This is a genomic window from Anaerophaga thermohalophila str. Valhall, from assembly GCF_000250735.1.
GTDB classification, from domain to species: domain Bacteria; phylum Bacteroidota; class Bacteroidia; order Bacteroidales; family Marinilabiliaceae; genus Anaerophaga; species Anaerophaga thermohalophila_A.
Genome location: NZ_AHZV01000313.1, coordinates 1 through 864, shown reverse-complemented (window position 1 = coordinate 864; position 864 = coordinate 1). Strand labels below are relative to the sequence as shown.

Annotated in this window: 1 protein-coding gene; it reads left to right on the top strand. The window is 37.4% G+C overall.

Annotation, left to right across the window (positions count from 1 at the left end; translation table 11 throughout):
- Positions 1–96 precede the first annotated feature (96 nt).
- Entirely contained in the window at positions 97–558 is a 462-nt protein-coding gene (gene tnpA / locus OQ5_RS0116040; protein ID WP_016778462.1) for an IS200/IS605 family transposase, read from the top strand.
- Positions 559–864 lie beyond the last annotated feature (306 nt).

Here is an 864-nt window from a genome sequence, read left to right as displayed (position 1 = left end):
GGGCTTAGTATAACCTCGTAGAGGTGGCAGTATGGTAGAATTCAAAATATCTAAAGAAAACAAAGTTCCGTAGGAACGACACAAAACAATGGCACCATGGCAAATACCTATACACAGTTAAATATACACGCCATTTTTTCGGTCAAAGGTCGTGAAAACATTATTTTGGATAGCTATCGAAACAGGTTACATCAATACATTGCCGGAATAATCAATAACGGTCGGAACTTTTCGCTGGCAGTAAACGGATACAGGGACCATGTACACATTTTTTTTGAAATGAGTCCTGCCAAAAGCTTATCTGATGTAATGAAAGAGATCAAAGCCAGCTCTTCAAAATGGATCAACCAAAATAATTTAGTAAGAGCTCGTTTTGCATGGCAGGAAGGTTATGGTGCGTTCTCTTATTCCCGTTCACAGAGAGATATGGTAATAAAATACATTATGGAACAGGAGAAACACCATGCCAAAAAAACATTTCGGGAGGAATATCTTGAATTGTTAAAAAAATTTGATATCTCTTTTAAAAACCAATATGTCTTTGAATTTTATGACTAATAATTAATATCTGTCGCTCCTACCGGAGCTTTTGATATCTTTAACCTTTATGCTACTACCATACTGGCGTTCCTAACGGAACTTCAAAATAGCTCTCAGAAGTGAGAGTATAATAAGATGAGCAAGCTTAGTCTAACCTCGTAGAGGTGGCAGCCATTACTTCAGTCAATTTCCGATTGAGGAATGAGCAAGCTTAATATAACCTCGTAGAGGTGGCAGTATGGTAGAATTCGAAATATCTAAAGAAAACAAAGTTCCGTAGGAACGACACAAAACAATGGCACCATGGCAAATACCTATACACAG

What these genes read in the sequence shown, in the direction of transcription:
- tnpA (WP_016778462.1), top strand. Translation starts at nt 97, where the DNA reads ATGGCAAATACCTATACACAGTTAAATATACACGCCATTTTTTCGGTC.